The organism is Actinomadura rudentiformis (genome assembly GCF_008923185.1).
In the GTDB taxonomy this organism is placed as follows: Bacteria; Actinomycetota; Actinomycetes; order Streptosporangiales; family Streptosporangiaceae; genus Spirillospora; species Spirillospora rudentiformis.
Map to the genome: position 1 here is coordinate 235,113 of NZ_WBMT01000018.1, position 22,771 is coordinate 257,883.

Genomic DNA, 22,771 nt, shown 5'->3' on the forward strand with positions numbered 1-22,771 from the left:
ACGACAGCGAATGATGAGGAAGTGGCGAAAGTGGATCAGAGGCCGGCCGCACGGCCCAACATCCTGCGCCGGTCGCGCACGTTGCTGCTCGCCGCCTTTCGCGCCCATCCGGGTCCAATGAGCTGGGGGCTGGCCGCCGCGATGCTGTACGGAGCGGGACTGACCGTCTGGTCCGTCGCGCTCGGCGAGCTGGTCAGCCACGTGGTGATACCGAGGTTCGAGGGCGGACAGGTGTCCACCGGCACCGCCCTCGCCCTGGTCCTGGTCGTGCTCGCGATCGGCGTGGTCAAGGGCACGGCAGGGCTGATGCTGCGATGGACCGCCACCGCGACCCGGGCCCGGTTCGATGCCACCCTGCGGGAGTCCGTGGTCGAGCGGTACGACGCGCTGCCGATTGCCTACCATCGGGCCCACCCGACCGGCGAGAAGCTGGCGCACGTCACCTCCGACCCGGAGGCGGCCGCGGACCTGCCGGCCCGAATGCCGCAGGTACTCGGCATGTTCCTGATGTTCCTGGTCACCGCCGGCTGGATGCTGGCGGTGGACCCGATCCTGGCAGTGGTCGGCGGTGCCTCGATCCCGGCGCTGTTGCTGGTCAACTCCGTGTACCAGAAACGGGTCGAAGGGCTTGCCGGGGAGGCCCAGAAGCGGCTGGGGCGGGTGACCGCAATCGCCCACGAGAGTTTCGACGGCGCGTTCCTGGTGAAGACGCTCGGTCGGGACCGCGCCGAGCGGGACAGGTTCGGCGCCGAATCGGCCCGGCTCCGCGATGCGAATATCAAGCTGGCCGGTCGGGAATGGCTGATGAACGAGCTGTTCGATCTGATCCCGGCCGCCACGTCGCTGATCATCCTGGTGGTCGGGGCGTGGCGGGTGAACAGCGACGCGATCACGGTCGGCCAGCTGGTCAGCTTCGTCAACCTGTTCGCCATACTGGCGGTGCCGCTGAGCGTGATCGGCAACGTGCTGGCCCACCTGCCGCACGTGCTGGCGGGGTACGGCCGGGTTCAGGAGGTGCTCGGCGAGACGCCACCGCCGGCTGTGGTGGATCCGCAGCCGCTGCCGGACGGTCCGCTCGGCCTGAGCGTCCGCGGTCTCGGCTTCGCCTACGCGGACGGCCCGGAGGTCCTTTCCGATGTGAGCTTTGACGTCCCGGTCGGCGCGACCGTCGCGATCACCGGGAGCACCGGGTCGGGTAAGAGCACGCTGCTGCTGGCGCTGGCCGGCCTGCTGCCCCCGACCGGCGGCACGGTGCTGCTCAACGGGGTCGACCTGTACCGGGTCGCCGCAGCCGACCGGGCGGCGGCCTGTGCGGCGGTTTTCCAGGAGCCGTTCCTGTTCGCCGGCACGCTGGCCCAGAACGTCCGGCTCGACTTCGACCCCATCCCATCGGAAGCACCCGCGGACGCCGACCGGGAGCGGCTGGACGAGGCGCTCCGCCTCGCCCGGGCCACCGCCATCGTCGAGCGCCAGCCGGACGGGCTGGCGACTCGGGTCGGCGAGCGTGGGGTGACGCTGTCCGGCGGCGAACGACAACGCATCGCGCTGGCCCGGGCCCTGGTCCGCCGGCCCCGGGTGCTGTTGCTGGACGAGGCCACGTCCGCGGTCGACGCGACCACCCGGCAGGAGATCATGCGCGGGCTGGCCACCGACTTGCCGTCCACCACCACGATCGTCGTCACCACCAGCGCCGAGACGCTGGCCCGGGCCGACGCGGTCGTTTACCTCGACAGCGGCCGCGTGGCCGGTGTCGGCGCCCATGGGGACCTGCTCCGGATCGACGGCTACGACCGGCTGATCCGGGGATACCAGCGAGAGCGGGAGGCGGTATGAGTGCGATCGCGGTCGACCCCGACGGTGTTGCCGGGTCGGCGCCCGCGGTGCTTCGGCGCGGCTTCGCCGCCATCCCGGAGATCCGCGACGGCCTGGCCCTGACGCTCGTCCTCGCACTGGTCGGCGGGTTCGGCCGGCTGGCCGTACCGATCCTCGTCCAGCGGCTCCTCGACGGGGGACTCAGCACCGGACACATCGACGTTGGCCACCTGGTTCGCCTGGGCGCGCTGGCGGGGGTGGCGGTGGTGGCCACCGCCCTGGTCAACTGGGTGAGCCTGCTGCGCCTCGCCATCGCCAGCGAGCGCGCACTGTGCGGGCTGCGGGTCCGCGCCTTCGACCACGTACACCGGCTCAGCGTGGCGTACCACTCGGCCGAGACGCGCGGGAAGCTGGTGTCCCGGGTGACCTCCGACGTCGGGACCCTCAGCCAGTTCCTGCAGTGGGGCGGCATCGCCTGGGTGGTGAACGGCGCCGCCATGCTGGCCGCCCTCGCTGGCATGCTGTACTACGACGTCTTGCTGACGCTGGTCACGGTTGCGCTGACCGTGCCGATGGTCGTCCTCATCCACGTGCTGACCGGGCGTCTCGGGCCCGCGCACTCCGCGGTCCGGGGCCGCGTCGCCGATCTGCTCACGGTGACCTCGGAGACGATCCAGGGCGCGGCCGTCATCCGCGCCTACGGCATCACGAAGCCGAGCCTGCGGCGGACCACGGCGACCATCCATCGCTGGCGGGACACGAAGGCCCGCGCCGGCTATCTGGGCAGCGTGCTGTTCTCCCTCGCCGAGCTGTTCACCGCGATCGTGGTGGTCGGCGTCCTCGCGGTGGGCCTGGCGATCGGCCCGTCGACCGGGCACACCGCCGGCGAGCTGGTCGCGTTCCTCCTGCTGGTGACCCTGTTGCTGGGGCCGGTGGGGCAGTTCACCCAGGTCATCGACTTCACGCAGAATGCCGTGGCCGGCTGGCGACGGGTGCTGGCACTGCTGGACATCGTCGAGGACGTCACCGAGCCGGTCGACGGCCGGCAGCTGCCGGCCAGCCCGCCGGCGGTGGACGTACGGAATGTCACCTTCGGCTACCCGAACGCCGGCACGGCCCTGGCCGACGTGTCGTTCGAGGTGCAGGCCGGTCGCCAGGTCGTGCTGGTCGGCGCCACCGGATCGGGCAAGACGACGCTGGCGAAGCTGATCGCCCGGCTGGCCGACCCCGACCGCGGCCACATCCTGATCGGCGGCGTGGACGCGCGGGAAATCGCGACCGAGTCGCTGCGCTCGCGCGTGGTGGTCGTGCCGCAGGAACCGTTCCTTTTCGACACCACGGTCGAGGAGAACGTCCGGTACGGGCGACCGTCCGCCACCCGTGCCGACGTCGAGCGGGCCTTCCACGATCTGGGCGCGGCGGCGTTCCTCGACAGCCTGCCGCGCGGCCTGGACACCCCGGCCGGGCAGCGCGGCGAGAGCCTGTCCGCGGGCGAGCGGCAGCTGGTCGCGCTGGCCCGCGCGCACCTGGCCGACCCGGCCTGCCTGATCCTCGACGAGGCGACCTCGGCCGTGGACCCGCGGATCGAGCTGACGCTCGTCGAGGCGTTGCGCCGGCTCACCGCGGGCCGCACGTCGTTGACCGTCGCGCACCGGCTGGCCACCGCCGAACGGGCCGACGAGGTGATCGTGCTCGACGGCGGCCGGCTGGTGGAACGCGGCCGGCACGACGAGCTGCTCGCGGCGGGCGGTGTCTACGCCGGCTTGTACGACAGCTGGCGGCGAGCCTCGGCCGCCGGCACGGTCACCTGACCCGAACGCATTTCATCTCTACGGCACGGCTGGAGGTAGGCGATCGATGTCCGATCTCTGCGTACATCAGTTGATCGAGGCGCAGGCGGCGCGCACCCCGGACGCGCCTGCGATCATGTCCGGTGACGGTGTCCTGAGCTTCCGCCAGCTCGACGAGCGGGCCGGCGAGCTGGCCGACCGGCTCGCTGTGCGCGGTGTGCGGCCGGAGGTCCGGGTCGGGGTCGCCGTCGAACAGTCCGCCCGCTGGCTGGTGACGGTGCTCGCGGTGTGGAAGGCCGGTGGCGTCTACGTTCCGCTGGACGCCGCGCTGCCCGCCGGGCTGGTGGCGGGGATGCTGGCCGACGCCGAGGTGGAGCTGGTGCTCCGCGGTGGACCGGAGCGGACGTTCGACGGTGCCGGGTTCTCGGTGGTCGACCTGGCCGACCTCATGGCTGAACCGGTCGGCTCGGCCGAACCGGACCCGACTGGTGCCCGGCCGGCGCTGTGGCCCGGCAATCTCGCGTACTGCGCCTTCACCTCCGGCTCGACCGGCCGGCCGAAGGCCGTCGGGGTCTCGCATGCCAGCCTGGCCCAGCACGCCGCTGCGATCCAGGCGGAGCTGGGCCTGCGGTCGTCCGACCGGTTCCTGCAGTTCACCTCGATGCACATCGACGCCTCGCTGGAGGAGATACTGCCGGCGTGGCTGGCCGGCGCCGCGGTCGTGCTGCCGGACACGCCCCGTCCGACCAGCGTCGAGCTGACCGACGTGATGAAGGCCCGCGGGGCGACCATGGTGAGCCTCCCGAGCAACTACTGGCACCAGTGGGTGGACGATCTCGTCGCCGGGATCGTGTCGCTGCCCGACAGCCTGCGCACCGTGTTCGTCGGCGGGGACAAGCTGCGGATGGACCGGCTCGCCGTCTGGGTGGAGGCTGTCGGCTCGCGACCCGTGGACTTCATCGCCGACTACGGGCCCACCGAGACCACGATCAGCTGCACCACCTACCGGCCGGACCCGGCGAACCTGCCCGACGTCGGACTCGTGCCGATCGGGCGACCACTGCCCGGGGTGACCGTGTACCTGCTCGACGACGAGCTGGCGCCGGTGGCCGACGGGGAACCGGGGGACGTGTGGATCGCGGGCTTCGGGCTGGCCCGCGGCTATCTGGGTGCGCCGTCAACCACCGCCGACCGGTTCTGGCCGGACCCGTTCGGGCCGCCCGGCGCCCGGATGTACCGGACCGGTGACCGGGCCAACCGGCTGCCGGACGGGAACCTGCAGTTCCTCGGCCGGTCCGACCGCCAGGTCAAGATTCGCGGGTTCCGGGTCGAGCCCGGCCAGGTGGAGAACGCGGTGCGGGCCTGTGCCGGCGTACGCGACGCCGTCGTGGTCGCGGCCGACGACCCGGTTTCCGGCGCCCGGCTGATCGCATACGTCGAGGGGGAACACACGCCGGCCGCGGACGCAGCGCTCCGCGCCGAACTGGCCGACCGGCTGCCCGCCGTCATGCTCCCGCGGACCATCGTCTGGCTGGACCGGATCCCGCGGTCCCCGCTGAACAGAAAGGTGCTGCCGTCCGAGCTGCCGCCACCACCACCCGCCGCCCCCGCGTCGGCCGACGCGGGCGAGCCCGACACAGCCACGTCCTCCGGTGTGGAAGGCGTCGTCGCGCGACTCGTCGCCGACGTGCTGGGTCGGCCGGTCGGCGCCGACGAGGACTTCTTCGCGGTCGGCGGCGACTCCCTGCGCGGTCTGCAACTGCTCAGCGGCATCGCCCGGGCCACCGGTGCGGCTCTATCGTTCAACGAGCTGCGCTCCGCCCCGACCGTGACCGCCCTCGCCGCGCTGGTCAAGGGGACCAGCTGGCGAGACACCGGCGGCGGAATCGTCGCGGCGTCCGGCGAGCACGACGAATGGCGGCCGGCCTCGCGCGGCCAGGCGGCGCTGTGGTACCTGGACCGGCTGCAGCATGGTGTCGCGACCTACGCCGTACCCCTCGGATACTGGATTTCCGGCCCGCTCGACATCGAGCGGATGGATGCCGCGCTCACCGCGCTGGCGGAGCGGCACGAGGCGTTGCGGACCACCCTCGCGGAACGGGACGGCCGCGTCTGGTCCCGGCTCCAGCCGCCAGAGCCGGTCCGTACCGAGGTGAGATCCGTCGCCGACCGGGCGGCCGCGGTGCGCCTGGCAGAGGCCGAGGCGGCCCGGCCGTTCGACCTGTCCGCAGGACCGCTGGTGCGGTCCTGCTGCTACCGGGTCGACGACGAGCAGCACCTGTGGTTGCTCGATGTGCACCACAGCGTCTTTGACGCATGGTCGCTGGGAGTGTTCTGGCGAGAGTTCGCCGCGCTGTACCAGGACCGCCCGCTGCCGGCGCCGTCCGTGCGGTTCGCCGACTACGTGGCCTGGCAGGAGCGCTGGCTGGGCTCGGAGGAGGCGGCCGGGCAGCGGCGGTACTGGGCGGAGCAGCTCGACGGCGACGCGCCGGTGCTGGAACCCGGTCGGCCGACCGGGGAGGAGGGGCACGCCGGGTTCTCGATACCGCTCGAGCTCGCCGGCGTCGGCCTGGCCGCGGTGGAGCGGGTGGCCCGCGCTTATGGATCTACTCCGTTCGGCGTGTTGCTGGCCGGCTTCCTCGGCACGCTGCACCGGATGACCGGCGGCGCCGACGACGTGGTGGTCGGGGTCCCGATGGCCGGCCGGGTCCGGCCCGGTACCGAGGACCTGATCGGCTACCTGGTCAACACCGTGCCGCTGCGGATGCGATTCACCCCCGGCATGCGCTTCCGGGACTTGGTGGAGCGCACCGACGCGGCGCTGGCCGAGGCGCTGTCCCGGCAGGACCTGCCGTTCGCGGAGATGGTCGGCGGTCTTTCCTCCGGCGGGGCCGACAACCCCGTCTTCCAGACCATGTTCGTCTTCGAGTCCACCCCGATGGACGGCGGCGGCGAGATCCACGGCCTTCAGATCGCCGAGCAGCCGATCCACTCCGGTACCGCCAAGGTCGCGCTGACCTGCACGCTGCGGCTGGACGGCGGGACGCTGGCCGGCGAGGTGGAGTACGCCACCCGCCGGTTTGACCGCCAGTCCGCCGGCCGCTGGCAGGAAGCCTTGCTGACGCTCCTCGAATCGGCACTGGCGGACCCGTCGGCCCGGCTGGCCGAGCTGCCGCTCCTGCCCGCCGCCTCGGTCACCGCCCAGCTGGCCGCGATCAACGCCGGCCACGAGGACCGCGTCGCCGCCGGGACGCTGCTGCACGATGGTTTCCATGCCGCGCTGGCCCGGGACCCGGACGCGGTGGCCGTGCAGGCGTGGACGAGCTCGGTCAGCTACGCGGACCTGGACGCCCGCGCCGAGGCGGTGGCGACCGCGCTGGCGGCCGCCGGCATCGGGCCGGAGTCCCTGGTCGGGGTATGCGTTCCGCGCTCGGTGGAGTCGATCGCGGCGCTTCTCGGGGTACTCCGCGCGGGTGCCGGCTTCGTACCGCTGGATGCCGGCTACCCGGCCGAGCGCCTGCGCTGGATGGCCGCCGACTGCGAGATGGCGGCGGTGATCGCCGCGGGGCCGCCGCCGGCCGGGCTGGAGGGCCTGCCGATCGTCGACGCGGCCGCGCCGATCGCCGACGCGGCCGCGCCGGACCGGAGTCACCGTCGGATCCACCCGCGGAACACGGCCTTCGTCTACTACACGTCGGGGTCCACGGGCCGGCCCAAGGGGGTCGTCATCGACCACGGCTGCGCGGCGTCCCGGGTGGAGTGGATCGCCCGGCGGTACGAGCTCGAGCCCGGCCGACGAGTCGTGCACAAGACGCCGTTGATCTTCGACGTCGCGATCTGGGAGATCTTCGCGACGCTCGCCGCCGGCGCCACGGTCGAGCTGGCCGAGGCGGGCTCGGAGACGGACGTGCCGTACCTGGCCGAGCTGCTCGCCGAGCCGGGCACGGTGCTGGCCCACTTCGTACCGTCGATGCTGGACATGTACCTGGCCACCGTTCCGGCCACCAAGTACCCGGACCTCGGCTGCGTGCAGACCTCCGGCGAGGCGGTGCCGGCGGCGCTTCTGGAGCGGTTCGCCGCCCACTTCGATCTCGACCTGCACAACGCGTACGGCCAGACGGAGACCTCGGAGGTCGCGCTCTGGACCGGGCGCGCCTGGCCGGCCGGCGGCGGCGTCCCGATGGGCCGTGCGGTCAACGGCTACCGGCTGTACGTGCTGGACGAAGCGCTCCGGCCGATCCCGCCGGGCGTGGTCGGCGAGCTGTACGTCGCCGGCGTGAACGGCCTGGCCCGCGGCTACCTCGGACGGCCGGAGCTGACGGCGCAACGGTTCCTGCCGCATCCCTGCCCGGTGGTGCCGGGGGAGCGGCTGTACCGTACCGGCGACCTCGCCAGCCTGGACGACGACGGCCTGCTGCACTACGCCGGCCGGGCGGACCATCAGGCCAAGGTCAGGGGCGTGCGAGTGGAGCCCGGCGAGATCGAGACGGTGCTGGACAGCCACCCGGCGGTCGAGCGGGCGGTGGTGGCGATCCGGGAGGACGAGCCCGGCGTCAAGGAGATCGTGGCCTATGTGGTCGGGCCGGACGCCTTCATCCCCGAGGTCGCCGAGTACCTGGCCGGCTACTTGTCCCAGTATCTGCTGCCGGCGGTGTACGTGAAGCTGGATGCCCTGCCGCTGACCCCGTCCGGCAAGGTGGACCGGGAGGCGCTGCCCGTTCCCACCATCCGGGACCGGGAGGCCCGGACCGGTGTCTCGGAGGTCACCTCGCTGATCGAGGCGGAGGTCGCCGAGGTGTGGTGCGACCTGCTGCAGGTCAACCAGGTCGGTCGCAACCAGAGCTTCTTCTCCGTCGGCGGCACCTCACTGTCGGCCCTGCAGATGCTGCACCGAATCAAGACCCGGTTCGGGGTATCGATCACCGTCCGGGAGTTCTTCGACGCACCGACGATCGCGGGCGTGGCCGGGTACCTGGAGACGGCGCTGGCCGCCGAGGTGGCCACGATGTCCGACGACGACGTCGCCGAGCGGCTCGGCGACCCGGGAGGGGTAAGCCGATGACCGCATTGGACGCGAACAAGCAGCGGCTGCTCATGAAGTTGCTGCGCGAGCGGGCCACCGCGGTCGAAGTGCCGCGCATCAGCCCGGTGCCGCCGGGGACCGCCGTTCCGCTCAACCCGCCGCAGGCGGGGATCTGGTTCTCCTGCCGGCAGTACCCGGACAGCAGCGAGTACAGCATTCCGGACCTGCAGGTCATGGAGGGGGCACTGGACCATTCGACACTGCGCGCCGCGGTGGCGGAGCTGATGGCCCGGCACGACATCCTGCGAGTGCGGATGTTCGAGCGCGACGGTGTCCCGATGCAGCAGGACTGCGGCCCGGTCGAGCCGCCGGTGACCTGGCACGACCTGCGGCACCTGCCGGCGGACGAGGCGGCGGCGCGCGCCACCGAGATCAGCAACCGGGCCGCCCAGCGTCCGATCCCGCTCGACGAGCCGTGCTTCTTCACGATCATCGGATTCGCGTTGCCCGGCGAGCGCACCATGCTGGCGACCAACTTCCATCACCTGGTCGCCGACGGACTCTCCCGGGAGCAGGTCGTCCGGGAGCTGCACGCGTTGCTGGCCGGCCGGACACTCGACCCGCCTCCGCCGGTTGGCTTCCTCGACTACGTGGCCTGGGAACGCGAGAACACCGACGAGGCGAAGGTTCAGCGCGACCTGGCCTACTGGACCCACAATCTGTCCGGTCACCTGCCGGTGCTGGACCTGCCGAGGGACCATCCCCGGCCGGCCCGAGCCAGCCGGGCCGCATCCACCGTGCCGTTCACGATTCCCGGTTTGTTGCTGACTCGGCTGCAGCGGCTGGCGGCAGACGACGGGGTCACCGTGTTCGTTGTCGTCCTGGCCGCGTACAAGCTGTTCCTGGCCCGGATGACGGGGCAGCGGGACATCCTCGTCGGCGTCCCGCTGGCCGGCCGGGACCAGGAGGTCGCCGAGTCGATGGTGGGCTGCTTCGTGAGGTCGGTGCCACTGCGCACCGACTTGTCCGGCGACCCGACGTTCCGCGAGGTCGTCCGCCGGGTGCACGAGGCCTTCCTGGAGGCCCACGACCATCAGGCCGTACCGTACGCCCGGGTGGTGGCCGAACTAGGGTTGCCCCGGCTGTCCGGGGTGCACCAGGTGTTCCAGACCATAGTCACTCTGCAGCACCCGATCGGCGGCTCGAGCCGGGCAGCCGAGAAGAGTGTGGCGCTGAACACGAACGCCATGCCGGTGGACCTGGCCCTGATCATGCACCCGGACGGTGACGCGATCAGCGGCATCGTGCTGTACTCGGCCGACCTGTTCGACCGGGGGACCGCGCTCCGATTCGCAGGTGTCCTCGAGCGTCTGCTGGCCGCGGCCGCCGAGCGGCCGGACGCGCGAGCGTCCGAGCTTCCGCTGCTGTCGCAGGCAGAGCGAGAGCGCGTTCTGCAGGGGCTCAACCGGGACGTCCGGCCGGACGTCGCGTACCGCACGCTGGCGCAGCCGTTCGAGGAGCAGGTCCGGCGCGCCCCGGACGCGATCGCGGTGCGCGGTGCCGAGGGCCAGTTCAGCTACGCCGAGTTGAACGCCCGGGCCAACCGGCTGGCGTGGTTCCTGCGCGACACCGGGGTCGGTCCGGGAAACGTCGTGGCGCTGTGCCTTTCCCCTGGGGTCGACCAGACGGTCGCGCTGCTTGCCGCGGCCAAGGTCGGCGCCCCGTACGTAACGCTCGATCCGGAGGAGGGCCGGCTCGGGGCGATGCTGGACGGTGCCGCCCCGGCTGCGGTGATCGTTGACGGGTCGACGGCGGGCCGCGTGCCGGCAGGACCGTGGCAGGTGTGCTCGTTTGCGGAGCCCGGCCAGTGGGCCGGGGCGCCTGCCGACGACCTGCCGGTCGAGGCAACTGGGTACGACCTGCTGTGCCTGCGCTACGCGGCGCACGCCACCGACCGGCCGGCCGCGATCGCCTACCCGGTCGAGGGGGCGCTGGCCGAGCTGGCGCAACTTCAGCACGACCATCCCCTCGGTGCCGGCGACGTGGCGCTCCTGGCGACGCCTGAGGACTGCTTCTGGCCGCTGTCGCAGGGCGCGACGGTCGCGTTGGCGCCGCCAGCGGTGCACCGGGACCCGCGGCGGCTGGCGGACCATGTGGGGGCGTACGGCGTCACGACGCTGTCGGTCGTGCCGTCGATGGTGCCGGACGTGGCCGGGTTCCCGGGCGACCTCGTCGCCGGCTACGGGCCGGCCGAGACCGGACAGGTCACCGACCAGGGCCGGCCAGCCGGCCACCGTGCCCTCTACGTACTGGACGAGGCGCTGGCGCCGGTGCCGATCGGCGTGGTCGGTGAGCTCTACGTCGGCGGCGAGATCGGCCTCGCTCGCGGATACCACCGGCGGCCGGCGCTGACCGCGCACCGGTTCGTGGCCGACCCGTTCGCTGCCCCCGGCGCCCGCATGTTCCGCACCGGCGAGCTCTGCCGGCACCGGGAGGACGGGGTGCTGGAGCACCTTGGCCCGATCGACCGGCAGGTCCGGATCCACGGCCTGCGCGTCGAGCCGGCCGAGATCGAGGCGGCCTTCACCGACCAGGACGGCGTGTCGCGCACCGTCGTGACCGCGGCGCCGGACGGCGGCCTCGCCGCCTTCGTGGTGCCGGACGGGGAACGTGAGCTGTCCGGGAGAAGACTCGTCGACGGCGCCGCTGCGCGGCTGCCGGAGTACCTGATGCCGGCAACCGTCACGGTAGTGGAGCAGATCCCCCGGAGGGGCAGCGGCGAGATCGACGTGGCCGCGCTGCTCGACCTCCGGGACCGCGACACGGAAGCTGACCGCACCGACGCACCCGAGACCGAGCTGGAGGCGCGGCTGGTCGGGATTTTCTGCCGGGTCCTGCGCCGGGACTCGGTCTCGGTCACCGAGAGCTTCTTCAACATGGGTGGCCACTCGCTGCTGGTCTTCAAGCTGATCGAGGATTGCGCGAGCGAGTTCGGGCTGAAGCCGAGCGTCCTGGACGTGTTCACCGGCCCGACGGTCCGCGCGCTGGCGGCGACGCTGGGCGCGATGCGACCTGCAGTGGGCGTGGACCCGCTGGTGAGCCTGGTCGAGCACCCGGGCGCGCCGCTGGTGGTCTTCGTGCACGCCGCGAGCGGTTCGGTGCTGCCGTTCTACCAGGTGGCCAAGCGGCTCGGGCGGGAGTTCGCGGTGTACGCGCTTCAGTCGCCGCCGGACGTTCCGCCGGCGTCGATCGAGGAGATCGCGGCCCGCTACGTTGACGAGGTCGACGCGGTACGCGGCGTCGCCCCGGTCGTGGTCGCCGGCTGGTCGATGGGCGGCGCCGTGGCGCTGGAGATGGCCCGCCGCTGGCTGCATCGCAACGAGCGGGTCGCCGCGACCCTGCTGCTGGACACCTGGGCGCCGCCCGCGTTCATGTCCGCGGCGGCGGACGCGGCCCGGGTCCGGGCTTCGGTCCTGGCGCTGGACGTGCTGCGCCTCGAGGGGGCCGACGCCACCCCGGCGACGCAGGCCGAGCTGGCCGAGACCGTCGAACGCAACCGCGCGGCGTTCCTCGACTACCGGCCGGAGTACTACCCGGCCGAGGTGGACCTCCTGCGCGCGAGCGACCCGCTGCCCGCCGACGCGCCGCCGTTCCCGGCCGGCTACATGGACGGCGACCGCGGCTGGTCCGCCGTCGCCGCCGAGGTGACGACCGTCGAGATTAAGGGAAACCACCTGAGCCTCTTCGACCAGGAGCACGCCGACCAACTGGCGGCGGCGATCAGCTCCGCGATCGCCCGGCGGATGGGCTACGAGGAAATCTGAGCGCGCCCGGCCGTGTGGCCGCGTTGGCCGCTCCACGCGAGGACCTGGCCACCCTGGAGCGACGCGGCGTCCCGCTGACCTTCGTCCTGGCCGAGGCAGTCATCAAGTCTGCCGCCGACTTGCGCCGGGGACGTAAGCCCCGCACCGGGTACGCCCGGACCACGGACGGTCTATCCGCGGCCGAGCTGACCGCCGAGCTTGCGCACGACTTCCGCGGATGAGCCTCATCTGCGATACCAGCGTGCTGTTCGTTCCCGAATTGGTCATGGCCGAACTCGACTGCTGGTGCCACATGCGGCTGACCGGTGGCGAGACCTGCAGCGCTCCTACGCCGACGTCAGCCTCGGGGTGGTTGACGCAAGCGTGATCGCGCTGGTCGAGCGGATCCGCGAGCCGAAGGTTGCGACGCTCGATCACCGCCACTTCCGGACCGTTCGGCCAACGCACGTGCTTGTCGATCTCGCGGAGGACGTCGGCGATGCCGCCGATGTCGTTGAGCCGGGGGACCCATTCCGGGCGGACTGTGATGGTGCCGTCCGTGTACTTCTTGATGTAGTTCATCAGCACGATGATCATGTTGAGCGAGCTGATGCCCAGTTCCTGCCGGGACTTCGCCTGGACGATCTGCTCGTCGGCGAGGTCGGCGCCCGTGGGTTGGGTCGCGCGAGGATCTCGGCGAACCTCTGCCGGTAGTCGTCAGTGGCCGTCGGACTCGAGCTTCGGGAAGGGGAAGCCGTTGAGGTTCTCCCGGTGCATCCGGTTGTGCCCGTACTTGTCCTCGCCGGACACCATGACGCATCCGTGGTAGTCGAGGTCGATCGCGTCGCCGGACCCGCTGAGACGGTTGATGTGCTCGTAGACCCGCACGGACGGCGAGATGTAGCGGGACGCCAACCCGAGGCGCTTGTCGGCACTGATGTTCGGGTTCGAGCCGTGGACGCACTTGGCCAGGAAGATGACGAACTGGCCGGGCTTCAACTCCATGTCGACGATCTCGTGACTGTTCGGATCCCAGTCCTTGTCAAGCTTGAGCTCTGAGTAGTCGTAGCCGTTGTGGGACTTGTTCTCCACGTTGTAGGACTGCTTGTGGCTGCCGGGCAGGAAGCGTAGGCAGCCGTGCGCCTTGTCCGTCGAGGAGAAGGCCGTCCAGACGAACAGCTCCTGCGTGGCGGCCGTGGACTCCTCGGTGTAGCGCAGCGAGGGATACGAGACGGTTTCCGACTCGTTGTACACAGTGAATGCCTCGACCTGGTGCCAGCCCGTTCCCGAGCCGCCGGGCTCCTTCTCGAAGATGTGCGTCTTCCAGCACATGATGTCGTCATCCATGAGGCTGCGAAGCTTGTGGACGATCGCCGGCTGGGCAATGTGCCGTGACAACGTGTCGCAGTCCAGGTGCCGGTCGCAGTTGATGGTGGTCGAGTTGTGCGGCTTGTTCGCCGACGTGACCATATCGATCATGGCCTGGCTCCAGACCAGCGGAGCCTCGTCCTCGGCATAGAGGTCGAACGGCCCAAGGAACCCGTTCTCCTTGAAGGACTCCACCTGTTCGGCCGTCAGCCCTCGGATCGCCGGGTCGCTCGTGCTTTCCGCCACCTTGACCCCCTTCTTTCGATGAGGTGCCTGCCAGCCGGACATGCCTGGAACGAGGAATGCGGGCGGGCCAGTGCCGATGGAGGCTACTGACACGCCAGCTGAGCCAACCATAGGCGGCGCGAACGGACGGGTCTTGTCACTGAAACGGGGGTCTGCATCGGTACGGCACGGATACGGGAAGCTGTACAGATGCCTGCTGAGTACAGCCAAGGTGACCAGTTCCGTGGTGCCCGCATCCATCTGTGCGACCTGTCCGGCCTCGAGATTCGTGATTGCGACGTCACCGGCCTGAAGATCGTGGACTGCTATGGGGGTGGCGTCTCTCTCGGTGGGGGCTTTGAGCGTGTCGTTGTCAATGACGTCGATGTGACCGCCTATGTCGAGGCCGAGCTTGATCGGCTGCATCCCAATCGGGTGCTGGCCCGTGAGGCCACGTCGGCCGCCGAATACCGGGCCGCTTGGGATGCCATCGAGAAGCAATGGGGGGAGACGATTGACCGTGCCAGGCGCCTACCGGAGGCGAAGCTGCATGAGCGGGTCGACGGCGAGTGGTCGTTCGTCGAGACGCAGCGGCATCTGCTGATGGCCGGCGATGCCTGGATCGGCAACGCCGTGCTCGAGGAGGATGCGCCGTACCACTCGTTGGGCCTTCCTGGCGGCGGGGTGCCGGCCGAAGCATCGGCGAAGCTCCTGGGGCTCACCCTCGATGCCATCCCGACGCTTGAGGAGGTACTCGCGCCGCGGCTCGCCCGCATGGCCACGATGTGCCGGGTCGTCGACGAGCTCACCGAGGCCGAGCTCGACCGGGTATGTGGTCGCAAGCCGGCCGACCTCTATCCGGACAAGGACTACGTCGTACGCCGCTGCCTCAGCGTCGTGCTCAAGGAAGAGGCCGAGCATCACCGGTATGCGGTGCGCGACCTCACCGTGCTCGAGGCCGATACCCGAACCGAGTGAAAGCGCGTCCCGAGCAGGAGCGCTGACCGCTCGGGCGACTTCCAGCCGCAGTGCTGCTGCTACTCCCGGCCGCAAGATTCTGGTCGTCTGCCACACCTGCCACGAACACGGCCAACTACTCGGTGAGTGCCACGCCGCGCAAACAGCGAACCACATCCCATCGAACGCTGCCTGGAGTGGGTCAGCCGGTTCCGTCGGCTGGCCCGCCGCTTACCACTACACCGGATTCCTGCGCCTGGCATCCGCTCTGATCTGTTGTCGGCAAGCCGACCGGCTCAACCCCAAATCAACTGAGATGCGGTCCTGTTAGGGCCCAACGGCTCGCAGGGCAGGTCAGAAGGGGCAGGAGGACACGGTGTCGTCCGGCGATCCGGCGGAGCCGCCCATCCCGGCCTCCCGCATCAGCCGGGCGATCGGCCAGCCGGCGCCGCTGGGATCCGCCTCGTAGCGGCGGATCACCGACTCCTGCACGTCCGCCGGCTTCTCCTGGCTGAGTTTGAACAGCGCCTCCACCGACTCGATCGTCAGCCGGAAGGCACCGACGCCGTGCACGATCCGGCGGAAGTAGTCGACCGAGGAGGTCTGGTCCCAGCCCGCGCCGAAGCGATCCTCCAGGCGAGCGGCCGTCCACCGGACGACCTCGAGTGTCTCCTCCCGCCCGCGGATCAACCGTAGGCGGCCGCAGACGTGCACGGCCGCGAAGTTCCACGTCGGCGCGGACGGGTCGCCGGGGTAGACGGCCGGCGTGACGAAGCCGCCCGGCCCGTCGAACATCAGCCGGGCGTACGTGCCGTCCGTGAGCGCCTTCCAGTGCGGGTTGGCGCGGTTGAGGTGGCCGAGGATCTCGGTGCCGGCCAGCGGGCCGGACTCGGGTTCACCCGGCGCGACCAGGGCCGGCAGGCGGGTGGCCAGGGGAGCGGTCGTCCCGTTCGTGGTGAGCGTCGCGAGGGGGTGGCCGTCGATGATCCGGTGGTGCCAGTCCTCGTCCTTGATCCGGTAGTGGCTCGGTACGAACATGGCTACCGACACACTCCGTAGGCCTGGCGGCCGCGCGGGCCGGTCGCGGCCCGAAGGAAGCCGGTATCCGGGTCGACACCGGCGGCGCAGACCTTGCCGAGGGTGGACGCCGGCACCACGTCGAGCCGGTGGCCCTTCCGCTCCAGGCCGACGAGCACCTCGGGCCCGAGCGAGCGTTCCGCGACCAGCACGCCCGGCCGGGAGGCGCGCGGCGCGAACGACTGCGCGAAGTGGTCGATGTTGACGGCGGGGAGCTCGGTCGCGGCCTGCGGTTCCAGCCCGAACTCCGCGATCGCGAGGAACACCTGGAGCGTCCACTGGTCCTGCTGGTCACCGCCCGGCGTGCCGAACGCCAGGAACGGCTCGCCGTCGCGCAGCACGATACTGGGGCTCAGCGTCGTGCGCGGACGCCGGCCGGGTGCCAGCGAGTTCGGGTGGCCGTCGACGAGCCAGGCGGTCTGGCCGCGGGTGCCGAGCGGGAAGCCGAGATCGGGGATCACCGGTGAGCTCTTGAGCCAGCCGCCGCTGGGCACGGCCACGGCCAGGTTTCCCCACCGGTCCGCGACCGCGACGGTGCAGGTGTTCCCGGCGCCGGCCTGCGGCGCCCCGGCGGTCACGGTGGGTATGCCGCTGCGCAGCTGGGTCATCCAGTCCGGCTCGTCGGCGCCCGGCTGCTCCGGTTTGGCCTGCGGGATCCAGGGCCGGCCGGGGCCCACCCGGCCGGGTTGGGGGTCGAGGGCCGCACGGTCGCCGATCAGCGAGCGCCGCCGCGCGGTGTACTCCGGCGCCAGGAGCTCGGCCATCGGCACCGGTGTGTGCGCCGGGTCCCCGTACCAGGCCTCGCGGTCGGCGAACGCGAGCTTAGCCGCCTCCGCGAGGGTGTGGACGTAGTCGACGGTGCCGAGCCCCATGCTGCGCAGGTCGCAGCCGGACAGGATCGCCAGCTGCTGGAGGAAGACCGGGCCCTGCGACCACGGCCCCGGCTTGTAGACGGTGAAGTCGCCGTACGGCAGCGCGCACGGTTCCTCGACGGCAGGCTGCCAGGCCGCCAGGTCGTCGCCGGTGAGCAGGCCGCGGTGCCGGCCGCCGGTGGAGTCGAGCACCTCGGTGGTACGCGCGAAGCCGTCGATCGCGTCGGCGACGAAGCCCTCGTAGAAGGCCGCCCGGGCCGCCTCGAGCTGGGCCTCCCGGTCGGTCGACGCGGCCCGCGCCTCGCGCAGCAGCCGCTCGTAGGTGCCGGCCAGCGCGGCGTTGCGCATCCGGGCGCCGGCCGCCGGTACCGCGTCGTCGGGCAGGTAGGTGCGCGCGGACGCGGTCCACTCCGTCCGGAACAGCGGAGCCATCGCCGCGACCGTCGCCGCGGCGCCGGGCAGCAGCGGGTAGCCGCCGGAGGCGTACCCGATCGCCGGTTCCAGGACGGTGGCCAGTGGCATCGTGCCGAACTCGGCGAGCAGGCGCATCCAGGCGCCGAACGCGCCCGGCACGGTCGCGGGGAGCAGGCCCGCCGCGGGCATCTGCTCGATGCCGAGCGCGCCGAACCGCTCGATGGTCGCCGCCTGCGGCATCGGGCCCTGTCCGCAGATGACGCGTACCGTGCCGGCCGAGCGCGGGTAGACCGAGATCACGACGTCGCCGCCGGGCCCGTTCGAGTGCGGCTCGATCACCTGGAGGGCGAAGCCGGCGGCCGCCGCCGCGTCGAAGGCGTTGCCACCCCGGTCGAGGATGCCCATGCCGACGGCGGACGCCAACCAGTGCGTCGAGGCCACGGCGCCGGAGGTACCGGTGAGCTGGGGTCGCAGGACGGTCATCGTTGGGTTGACCCGGTGAGCAGCAGGCCCAGACAATACGTGCCCGGTTCGGCCTTGCGGGTGACGAAGTGGTGCACCGTACCGGCCGGGATGAAGAATGTCGCCGGCGAGGTCAGCGTGTGGTGGCGTCCGTCGGCGACCACCTCGATCACGCCACCGCCCGGATTCGGTGACAGCAGCAGATAGATCTCGGGACACTCGTGGGTATGCGGATCGGCCACCGGCTTTCCCACCTTGTCGCTGAGCTCGCCGCCGGCCAGCTCCAAGCACAGCCCGCCGTACATGTCGTCGGTCAGGTAGAACGGTGTGGGTGCGTAATGTCCGGGAATCTCGCGGAACAGCGGAAGATCCATTCGGGCGGCCGGGGCGGCGGCCGCGACTGCGGAGCTTGCGGAAGGGGCGTCCATGGGGTGTTCCTCCGGGTACGGCCGCGTCGATGACGGATCAGGCTGGGGTCAGGTGGAAGATGAAGCTAAACGCGGGAAGTTCGATGAGCCGCTGATCAGCGAGACGCCAGCCGCTCTCATCGATCACCGAGTACCACTCGTCGAGCGTGGGCAGGTACTGGTCCATGATCGCGTGCACGGTCTCGAAGCCGAGCGTGAACATGGGCAGGTCCGGGCCTTCGACGCCGACGGACCGACAGGTGTCGCCGAGGAGGAGGTTTCGTCCGTTGGGGAAGGTCTCTCGGAGCTTCTGCAGTGTCTTCACGCAGTTGTCCCGTGGCCAGAAGTCGTGCCCCATGAGGAAGCAGGTGACCAGTTCGGCGTCGGCGTACTCCGGCCTCGGCGACATGTTCAGCACATCATCCCGAAGCAGCGTGATCCGGTCCGTCAGGTTCGCATCTCGGACCGCCTCTCCCGCGACCGTCAACGCCCCCGGGGCGATATCGACCCCGATGGCCCGGATCGCGGGTTGCCGCTCGGCCAACATGATGATCCGATCGCCGCTGCCACAGCCGAGATCGGCGACGGTCGTGTAGTCGATACCGTCGAGGAGATCCCGCAGCGGCGGGTCGAAGAAATTGCGGGCGATGCTCCGGCAGGCCACGCTGATCGCCCGCGAATCGCGGCGCATCTGGCGGTCGGCGCGTTCATCGGTGCGAACCAGGGTGGTGAGATCGGTGAAGAGCTCGCCACAGCCCCTGGTCAGCCAGTAGAAGAAGCCCCTGGTACGGAACGCCTCGTCGAATCCCGGTCCGCGCCGGGCCAGGTTCGGCCCGGCGTCGACGACCACGATCCTGCGGCTGGACAGCGCGACAAGGATCCGGCGAACCGCCTCCGGGTGGGTGCGGGTGCGGGCGGTGAACTCGGGTACGTCGACAGCGTCCCGGTCGGCTAGCTCGTCCAACAAGCCGATGTCCCAGGCCGCGCTGAGAGCGGCTGCGGCCACGGCACCGTTGAAGGTATCCGCACAGTATCGCGCTTCCTTGGGCAGATGGGTTGTCGCGGCGGTCATGTAGTCCTCAACTTTCGCATCGTGGAGCTGGTCCGGACCGTTCTCGATGGGTGGGCCTGGGTGGCCGGCGCGCTCACGAAGCTCAGGATCTCCAGGACGCAGTCCGTCAGTCCCGCCTTGCGTCGCATCACCTCCGGGGTCCGCAGGCGGGGCGGTTCCTCGTGCGCGCTCGGCGCGAAGGAGGGGTACAGTCCGTTCGCGGTGATGTCGAGAAAGATGGCGTGCAGTCGGCGGACCAGCTGGCTGCCGACAGCGAGCGGGGAGACGGCTTCACGGCTGGTCAGGAAGATGCCGTCGTACAGCCACATCAAGGTGTCCCGGGGGATCTGCTGCCGGCCCTTCGGCTTGGGACTCTGCAGCAAGGACACCTCGCCCGAGGACAGGACCTTGGCCGCGATCCCCTCGTGAACCTGCTCGTTGAGTTCGCACTCGTGGCGCAGGGCTTCCGCCACGGTGCCGGAGCCGATCGTCACCTTGCCCCGGATCAGCGGCCGGACCGGTGGATAGTCGCGGGCCCAGGCGCCGGTGAGATTGACGTGCTGGCGGGCCATCGGCATCCGGATGACCGGTCCGTAGATGTGCCGGGGGGCGGAGCTTCCGTACATCAGCATCAGCGAATAGCCGCACACCAGCAATCGCGCCTGCGTGGCGAGCTCCTCGTGTTCGACCCGCGCGGCCTCGCTCTCCCGCAGGATGGCCCCGAGCATCTGCCACAGCAGGAAGGTGGTCTGGTGGGCGGTGATCCACCGGAACCAGAACAGACGGTCGATGTCCTCGGCACTGTCCGGACGCAGGTCGTGGACCGAGGCGGGTGACGCGTGCGCCAGCCGTTCCCGCAGTTCCTCGATCTGCATCGGATCCACGGGCACTGTTCGGGGTACCCATCGGGAGGGCAGGGCCAGCGGCTCGAGCCCGTAGGGATGACCGCCGAACTCCCATTCCGCGCCGGACGGGAGGGTGGTGACGACGGCCGGTGCCTCAAGCGGATGCATCGGCGGCATCCGTTCCCTCGGAGATATCCGGAAGGTGGGTGAATTCGAGCTCCAGGCCGTTCACATCGTACGCGTAGAAGCTCTGCATGCCCTGACCGTCGATGTCGATCTCGGTGGCCGGCTCGGCGCGAGCGAAGGTGAAGCGGCCCGATTCGTACAGCTCCCGATACCGGCCGCGCCACAGTCGCAGCTGTTCCGGTGTGTCGACCCGGATGCACAGGTGCTGGAACTGGTTCACCTCGCCGGCCGGCGGCCCGTGCGTACCGCGGTCGCGGGTGAACAGGTGCAGGCGGATGTCGCCCACGGCCACCTCGACCACGCGGGTCAGGCCGGGGAGCCGCCGCCGGCTCAGGTCGGAGAAGCCGCCGCTCATCTCCCAGGAGACCGTGCAGCCGAGAAACTCCCGGTACCAGAGGACGGCGTTCCCCAGGTCCATCGTCTGGATGCCCACGTGGTCGATCGCCCCGGTCAGCGGAACCGGGCGGGCCGAGGGCTTGCCCGGCGCGGCCACGTCAGATGTGGTTGGAGCCAAGGTTCTCTCCTGTCTTCGGAGGAGTTCCGCATTTCTCGGGCAGCCGGCGGCTCGCGCGGCTACGTGTAGGGCGACCGTTCGATGGTGAAGTAGCGACGCAGCTCCTCGATGTGCCGGAGGACTTCGGTGTCCTCGCAAGCGCGCGCGATGTCAATCATCGTGCTCCACACGAAGTCGTCGCCACCGTCGTACCGGTAATGCTTTTTGATGACGATGCTGAATATCTCGTCGACCGTTTCCATTGTCATGACGTCGGCGAGCCGCAATAGGCTGGCGCGGTCGGCATCGGTGACCGGTGGTCGTTTGACCATTCGGTCCTCCGGAATGCCGGCGTCGGCGCTGTGGCCCGGGATCGTGATCAATGGCTTCTCGGACGGCGCGTTCACGAAGTCGAGCATGAGGTGGATCCGCGCCTCGGTGGAGAGCACCGCCAGCGAGTGGATCACTGAGGCGTCGAGGAACCAGATCTCGCCCCGGCGCATCCGGTACACGGTGTTGCCCTCGCTGAAGAAGCAGTTCTCGTTGGTGGCGAGGGGGATGTGCGCCCGGTGGGCGTTGCGGGTGTCGTCCGGGATGTCGCTGAGCTCGAGCAGGTCCCGGTGCGGCATGGCCACGCTGTTCTGTACCTTCGCCAGCCGCACGAAGTTCAGCCGGTCCAGATCGACAACCGTGCTGATCAGCTCGCGGAGATAGGGAAGCTGGTTGCCGTACTCCGTGAACGCGCCGGGCTGGCGGTGATCGTATTTGGTGACCACCCCGTCGCCATCGGCTCCGCCCGGGGTCCAGAGCATGCAGCTCCTATAGGCGCCGCGGGAAAGGTAGTCGCTGTGCGCTTCGGACCACGGAAGTGAATCGCTGTGCTCGAGGTCTTTGGCGAGGCGGACGTCATCGAGTGGGGTGTCCGCTACATAGTGGGTTCGCATCGGATCACGCAATCCCTCTCAGCCGAATTCGGGGCTCTTCCGATACGCTAGGCGACTCCCACTTTGGTACGCAGGTCACGTGTTCCGGTGACGATCCAGATCCTCGGCCACTTTCTCCAAGACCTCCACCTTTCCCGAATAGGGTTCGCTGCGTCGAGGCCAATGCACGACGATATCCGTAATGCCGGCTCCGGCGAATCGGCCCGCTGCATCGAAGAACGCCGCCGGCGACTCGAGAACACCGCCCACGGACGGGCCGCAGACCAGCAACCGGGCCACCGTGGCCGGGTCACGGCCGACCTCCACGCAGGCCTTCTCGAGCGCCTCCACCTGCCGGCGGACGATGGGGAGCGCCTGTTCGTACGGCGCGCTCTCGACCCGGTTGGGCTCGCCCGTCGTCACCCAGTACGAGCCGTACTCGGCCGCCAAGCGCATGCCGCGGGCTCCGCCGGCGGCGACGGCGAACGGGACGCGGGGCCGCTGCTGGCACAGCGGGTACGAATGAACCTCGTCGGCGACGTAGTAGCGGCCGTCGAAGGTGGTGACCGGCTGCCGCAGGAGCGAGTCGGTGAGCCGCACGTATTCCGCGAACCGCTCGGTCCGCTCCCGCCGGCTCCACGCGGTCCGGCGGGTCATGGTGGCGTCGAAGCCCTCGGCACCGGCGCCGAGACCGAGGATGAAGCGGCCGCCGGAGATGTCGTCGATGGCGGCGACTTCCTTGGCCAGGTACACCGGATGTCGCAGGTTGGGCGAGGCGACCAGGACGCCCAGCCCGATCCGTTCGGTCTCCACGGCCGCCGCGGTCAGCGTCGGGACGAGGGTGAACCAGTCCTTCGCGCGGAACGCCCGCCAGTTCAGGTGGTCATAGGTCCACGCGTGATCGAATCCCAATTGCTCGGCCCGGCGCCACTTCACGCGCGCCGTCTGCCAACGGTCCTCCGGGACGATCTGGATGCCGAATCTCATGTGTTTTCCTTCATCCGGCCAACCTGGATCGATGTTGAAGTTTTACCGGAAAGGTTCTCCGGATCGAGGCGCCGTT

Annotated in this window: 15 protein-coding genes; 5 read left to right on the top strand and 10 right to left on the bottom strand. The window is 70.5% G+C overall.

From position 1 onward, the window contains the following. The first annotated feature begins 21 nt into the window (after window positions 1–21). Genes F8566_RS34175 through F8566_RS34190 form a run of 4 tightly spaced genes read left to right on the top strand, consistent with a single transcriptional unit; the run spans window position 22 to window position 12,449 of the window. The gene (locus F8566_RS34175; protein ID WP_192810002.1) at window positions 22–1,833 is read left to right on the top strand and encodes an ABC transporter ATP-binding protein; all 1,812 of its coding nucleotides are present in this window, start codon (window positions 22–24) and stop codon (window positions 1,831–1,833) included. Beyond that, on the top strand, window positions 1,830–3,623 hold the full coding sequence (locus tag F8566_RS34180; protein WP_151565986.1) for an ABC transporter ATP-binding protein: 1,794 nt from the start codon (window positions 1,830–1,832) through the stop codon (window positions 3,621–3,623). The genes F8566_RS34175 and F8566_RS34180 overlap by 4 nt, the downstream gene beginning before the upstream one ends. A 46-nt stretch (window positions 3,624–3,669) precedes the next feature. After that, entirely contained in the window at window positions 3,670–8,664 is a 4,995-nt protein-coding gene (locus F8566_RS34185) for a non-ribosomal peptide synthetase (protein ID WP_151565987.1), read from the top strand. Continuing rightward, window positions 8,661–12,449, top strand: a complete 3,789-nt coding sequence (locus F8566_RS34190) for a non-ribosomal peptide synthetase (RefSeq protein WP_151565988.1) — start codon at window positions 8,661–8,663, stop codon at window positions 12,447–12,449. The genes F8566_RS34185 and F8566_RS34190 overlap by 4 nt, the downstream gene beginning before the upstream one ends. Window positions 12,450–12,551: 102 nt before the next feature. Here the strand turns inward: F8566_RS34190 and F8566_RS34195 are convergent, their stop codons facing one another. Together F8566_RS34195 and F8566_RS34200 are read right to left on the bottom strand one after the other, a co-directional pair. Continuing rightward, complete coding sequence (locus F8566_RS34195) at window positions 12,552–13,025, bottom strand: hypothetical protein (RefSeq protein ID WP_151565989.1); 474 nt, start codon at window positions 13,023–13,025, stop codon at window positions 12,552–12,554. 120 nt (window positions 13,026–13,145) lie between these two features. Beyond that, window positions 13,146–14,042, bottom strand: coding sequence for a phytanoyl-CoA dioxygenase family protein (locus F8566_RS34200; RefSeq protein ID WP_192810003.1), 897 nt, complete (start codon window positions 14,040–14,042; stop codon window positions 13,146–13,148). 189 nt (window positions 14,043–14,231) lie between these two features. On the opposite strand from F8566_RS34200, the gene F8566_RS34205 reads away from it, so the two are divergent. After that, window positions 14,232–14,999: a DinB family protein gene (locus F8566_RS34205; RefSeq protein ID WP_151565991.1), complete on the top strand. Its 768-nt coding sequence runs from the start codon at window positions 14,232–14,234 to the stop codon at window positions 14,997–14,999. Window positions 15,000–15,332: 333 nt separating this feature from the next. On the opposite strand, the gene F8566_RS34210 is transcribed toward F8566_RS34205, so the two are convergent. The 8 genes from F8566_RS34210 to F8566_RS34245 all read right to left on the bottom strand — a co-directional run bounded on the left by F8566_RS34210 (window position 15,333) and on the right by F8566_RS34245 (window position 22,695). Further along, window positions 15,333–16,016, bottom strand: coding sequence for an FMN-binding negative transcriptional regulator (locus tag F8566_RS34210; protein WP_151565992.1), 684 nt, complete (start codon window positions 16,014–16,016; stop codon window positions 15,333–15,335). Between the two features lie 2 nt (window positions 16,017–16,018). Then, window positions 16,019–17,824: a gamma-glutamyltransferase family protein gene (locus F8566_RS34215; RefSeq protein ID WP_151565993.1), complete on the bottom strand. Its 1,806-nt coding sequence runs from the start codon at window positions 17,822–17,824 to the stop codon at window positions 16,019–16,021. Continuing rightward, window positions 17,821–18,231, bottom strand: a complete 411-nt coding sequence (locus tag F8566_RS34220; protein WP_151565994.1) for a cupin domain-containing protein — start codon at window positions 18,229–18,231, stop codon at window positions 17,821–17,823. The genes F8566_RS34215 and F8566_RS34220 overlap by 4 nt, the downstream gene beginning before the upstream one ends. A gap of 37 nt (window positions 18,232–18,268) precedes the next feature. Then, window positions 18,269–19,282 (bottom strand): class I SAM-dependent methyltransferase, encoded by a 1,014-nt coding sequence (locus F8566_RS34225; protein WP_151565995.1) that lies wholly within the window; start codon window positions 19,280–19,282, stop codon window positions 18,269–18,271. After that, window positions 19,279–20,274: an L-tyrosine 3-hydroxylase gene (locus F8566_RS34230; RefSeq protein ID WP_151565996.1), complete on the bottom strand. Its 996-nt coding sequence runs from the start codon at window positions 20,272–20,274 to the stop codon at window positions 19,279–19,281. The genes F8566_RS34225 and F8566_RS34230 overlap by 4 nt, the downstream gene beginning before the upstream one ends. Continuing rightward, window positions 20,261–20,806: a VOC family protein gene (locus F8566_RS34235; protein WP_225993752.1), complete on the bottom strand. Its 546-nt coding sequence runs from the start codon at window positions 20,804–20,806 to the stop codon at window positions 20,261–20,263. The genes F8566_RS34230 and F8566_RS34235 overlap by 14 nt, the downstream gene beginning before the upstream one ends. A 59-nt stretch (window positions 20,807–20,865) precedes the next feature. Continuing rightward, entirely contained in the window at window positions 20,866–21,597 is a 732-nt protein-coding gene (locus F8566_RS34240) for an aspartyl/asparaginyl beta-hydroxylase domain-containing protein (protein WP_225993753.1), read from the bottom strand. 207 nt (window positions 21,598–21,804) lie between these two features. After that, complete coding sequence (locus tag F8566_RS34245; RefSeq protein ID WP_151565998.1) at window positions 21,805–22,695, bottom strand: LLM class flavin-dependent oxidoreductase; 891 nt, start codon at window positions 22,693–22,695, stop codon at window positions 21,805–21,807. Window positions 22,696–22,771 lie beyond the last annotated feature (76 nt).